Here is a 3,901-nt window from a genome sequence, read left to right on the forward strand (position 1 = left end):
CCCCTTTGTCATCACTCTGAGAGCCGATAAAATGAGATTAATACAATCTCATTTTATCGGCTCTTTCCGTTATGTATGGATTCTTTTAATTAGTCTTCGATGTTTCTTGCTTCGTTGATACCGCTGGCTAAAGATTCCATTAAGGATAGTTCTTTGTCTGTAAAGCTATCCATGTATTTCTCTATCTGTAATCGTCGGGTGCTTTTTACCAAGTTATTAGCAGGTAAGAAAAATTCATCAACGGAAACATGAAGTAACGATACAAGGTCATAAAGAACTTGTATGCTGGGGTGTTGCCCTTTATTTTCAATATTAGTTAAGTACCGTGGGTCAATTTCAATCAATGCTCCCACTTGTTCACGAGTTAAACCTCGTTTCAATCGAGCTTCTTTAATGGCTAAACCAAAGGCTCTAAAATCATATTTATCTTCTTTTTTACGCATAGTAGACCACCTCTATACATTTTATTGTTCCTACTGAATTAAAAACAGGTATAGAAAAACGTGTTATATGGTTTATAGGTTTATATTTAATAAAAAGCACTACTAAACGCCAATAAAAAAAACCGTTATATGGTAGTGCTATTTACGCTGTTAAAATATTGTATATTACTTCCAAATGGCGGTTTGTTGGAGGTCAACGTCGCCATGAAGTACATCATATACAATAAATTTCCTTACATTGGGTTCTTGTCAAAAAAAGTCGTCTATCTGCAATAGATAAGTACGTCCACCAATGTGGTTTTATAAATCATATAGATAGAATAACAGAAGCATGTAAACAGAGAAATAAATCTGTTTATATGCTTTTTTGGCTATTCAGAACTTTTTTACAAAGTTTATTTATCAGTAATGCAACAAATCCCCCTTTCACATTGGGACTAAGAGTGAAAGGAGATAAACGAGCAAGGCTCACTTCCTTTCCTAGACAGAAAGGGGGTGAGAAACATGAAACCATCTTCTTTTCAGACCACAATAGAAAATCAGTTTGACTATATCTGTAAACGTGCTATGGAAGACGAGCGAAAGAATTATATGCTTTATCTTTCAAGGATTGCAAAGCGTGAGGTGTCCTTTTCGGATGTTGGCGATTATCTTGTTAGCCAGTTTGCGACAACAGATAACTATTCAACTGACTTTCAGATTTTTACACTCAATGGGTTATCAGTAGGCGTTGAAAATGATTTGTTGAGTGAAGCATTACGTGAGTTGCCAGACAAGAAACGTGAAATTCTACTGCTGTTTTACTTTATGGACATGAGCGATTCAGAAATTGCAGACCTGTTGAAATTGAACCGTTCTACTGTCTATCGGCATAGAACCAGTGGACTAGCCTTAATCAAGAAGTTTATGGAGGAGGAAAACGAAGAATGAGAAAAGAATATTCCAGAATTCCATTCCCATTGATTGTAAAGGCTTGTGATGGCGATACAGAAGCGATTAACCAGATTCTACATTATTACAGAGGGTACATTGCTAAACGCTCTCTACGGTTGATGAAAGATGAATATGGCAATCAAAGTATGGTCGTTGATGAGGTCTTACGTGGACGAATGGAAACCAGGTTGATTACAAAAATCCTGTCATTTGAGATTGAGTAGCACCGATTTATCTCTCTTTTCGTGGAAGTGCGGACGAGCTTTCCATACTTCCCGATTGGGGAGGTTTGTTATTCCATCAAAGCATATTGTCTTTCAGTATGTTTTGATAGGCTGACAAGCCATCTGTTCTTTGAAAACTGAATAACAGCAGTCGAATACATTTCGATAAGAAAAGAGCCAACGGAGCTGACCGCCATGACCTGCCCTGTAAAGATAGCGAGCGATTCATGTCAGTGATCCGAGAAGTAATCTTTAGCAGGATTGCCAGCGAAGACATTCTTATCGTAATAATGATACTCCTGTATCGTCATAGTCCGAGCGTTAAAAGCGTCGCAGGCAATGAGTACAGTTGGACGAGAACCGTGCAAGGGTGGAACTCCCGTGAGCTTTGCTAAAGCTGTTCGATTGCTTGTAAAACTACTTTTATGAAATCTAACGTGTGATTGGGAAAGGAGGATTTTATGAAGCAGACAGATATTCCTATCTGGGAGCGTTATACCCTGACCATTGAAGAAGCGTCTAAGTATTTCCGTATTGGCGAAAATAAGCTCCGTCGTTTGGCAGATGAAAATAAAAATGCTGATTGGCTGATTATGAATGGCAATCGTATTCAGATAAAGCGAAAACAGTTTGAAAAAATTATTGATAAATTGGACGCAATCTAGCGTCGCCAAAGGGTCTTGGATATGATAAAATAGCATTAAGTCGTATCAAGGCTCTTTCCATTTTGGAAAGGAGCGAAAGCCATGTCAGAGAAAAGACGTGACAATAAAGGTCGCATTTTAAAGACTGGGGAGAGCCAACGAAAAGACGGAAGATACTTATATAAATATGTAGATTCATTTGGAGAACCGCAATTTATCTACTCATGGAAACTGGTGGCTACAGACAGAGTACCAGCAGGAAAGCGTGATTGTGTTCCTCTTCGGGAAAAAGTTGCGGAGCTACTGAAAGACATTCATGATGGCATTGATGTTGTAGGAAAGAAAATGACACTTTGTCAGCTTTACGCAAAGCAGAATGCTCAAAGACCCAATGTGAAGAAAGGCACGCAAACTGGACGGAAATATCTGATGGATATTTTGACAAAGGACAAGTTAGGTGCAAGGAGCATAGACAGCATTAAACCGTCTGACGCTAAAGAATGGGCGATTAGAATGAGTGAAGATGGATATGCTTATCAAACCATCAATAACTATAAGCGTTCTTTAAGGGCTTCATTCTATATTGCGATTGAAGACGATTGTGTTCGGAAGAATCCCTTTGACTTCCAGCTAAATACCGTCATTGATGATGATACTGTTCCTAAAGTCGCATTGACAACGGAGCAGGAAGAAAAGCTGTTATCCTTTGCGAAAGCTGATAAGACCTACAGCAAGAATTATGATGAAATCCTGATACTCTTAAAAACGGGTCTTCGTATTTCAGAGTTTGGCGGTCTGACACTTCCAGATTTGGATTTTGAAAATCGTCTTGTCAAGGTAGACCATCAGTTACTACGAGATACTGAAAATGGATACTACATTGAAACTCCCAAGACTAAAAGTGGCGAACGACAAGTTCCTATGGTTGAAGAAGCCTATCAAGCGTTTCAGCGAGTGCTGGCGAATCGGAAGAACCGTAAATGTGTTGTGATTGATGGTTATAGTAATTTCCTTTTTCTCAATGGGAAAGACTATCCTAAAGTGGCAAGTGATTACAATGGTATGTTGAAAAACCTTGTCAAGAAATACAATAAATATCATGAGGATAAGCTACCCCATATCACTCCACACATTTTGCGTCATACGTTCTGCACTAACTATGCAAATGCAGGAATGAACCCAAAAGCATTGCAGTACATTATGGGGCATGCGAATATAAACATGACGCTGAACTATTACGCACATGCTACATTCGATTCTGCTATGGCAGAGATGAACCGCTTGGAAAAAAAGAAACAGCAGGAACGTCTTGTTGCTTAGTAGTACAGATGAATTTACTACTAATTTACCACTTCTGACAGCTAAGACATGAGGAAATATGCAAAGAAACGTGAAGTATCTTCCTACAGTAAAAATACTCGAAAGCACATAGAATAAGGCTTTACGAGCATTTAAGAAAATATAAAAAGATAATTAGAAATTTATACTTTGTTTCAAAGAAAAAAGAGATAACATTGATTAACAGTTTCATTTCTCCACCTCTTCTTCTCTCGCATTGGGATTCTCGGATTGAAAGACGTTTATTAACTCCTCTATGTCTTCCTTTGTTGCATAAGATTTAGCAAAAAGAAAGGCAGTCGATCGATAGGATAAAAAA

5 protein-coding genes are annotated in these 3,901 nt (G+C 38.2%); 4 read left to right on the plus strand and 1 reads right to left on the minus strand.

Annotated features, from left to right (window positions below; translation table 11 throughout):
- Window positions 1-89: 89 nt before the first annotated feature.
- A complete protein-coding gene (locus WKT05_RS10475; protein ID WP_001227347.1) occupies window positions 90-443 on the minus strand; it encodes a helix-turn-helix transcriptional regulator in 354 nt (117 codons plus the stop codon).
- Between the two features lie 504 nt (window positions 444-947).
- Between WKT05_RS10475 and WKT05_RS10480 the strand changes: the two genes are divergently transcribed.
- The 4 genes from WKT05_RS10480 to WKT05_RS10495 all read left to right on the plus strand — a co-directional run bounded on the left by WKT05_RS10480 (window position 948) and on the right by WKT05_RS10495 (window position 3,564).
- A complete protein-coding gene (locus WKT05_RS10480; protein WP_005957428.1) occupies window positions 948-1,373 on the plus strand; it encodes a sigma-70 family RNA polymerase sigma factor in 426 nt (141 codons plus the stop codon).
- A complete protein-coding gene (locus tag WKT05_RS10485; protein ID WP_001224508.1) occupies window positions 1,370-1,600 on the plus strand; it encodes a helix-turn-helix domain-containing protein in 231 nt (76 codons plus the stop codon). The genes WKT05_RS10480 and WKT05_RS10485 overlap by 4 nt, the downstream gene beginning before the upstream one ends.
- Window positions 1,601-2,061: 461 nt before the next feature.
- A complete protein-coding gene (locus tag WKT05_RS10490; RefSeq protein ID WP_000814510.1) occupies window positions 2,062-2,265 on the plus strand; it encodes an excisionase in 204 nt (67 codons plus the stop codon).
- A gap of 81 nt (window positions 2,266-2,346) precedes the next feature.
- Window positions 2,347-3,564 carry a tyrosine-type recombinase/integrase gene (locus WKT05_RS10495; protein ID WP_001291569.1) on the plus strand — a complete coding sequence of 406 codons (1,218 nt, stop codon included), beginning with the start codon at window positions 2,347-2,349 and terminating at the stop codon, window positions 3,562-3,564.
- Window positions 3,565-3,901: the final 337 nt, after the last annotated feature.

This window comes from Peptoniphilus sp. HCN-40583, assembly GCF_037892835.1.
Classification (GTDB): Bacteria; Bacillota; Clostridia; order Tissierellales; family Peptoniphilaceae; genus Aedoeadaptatus; species Aedoeadaptatus rachelemmaiella.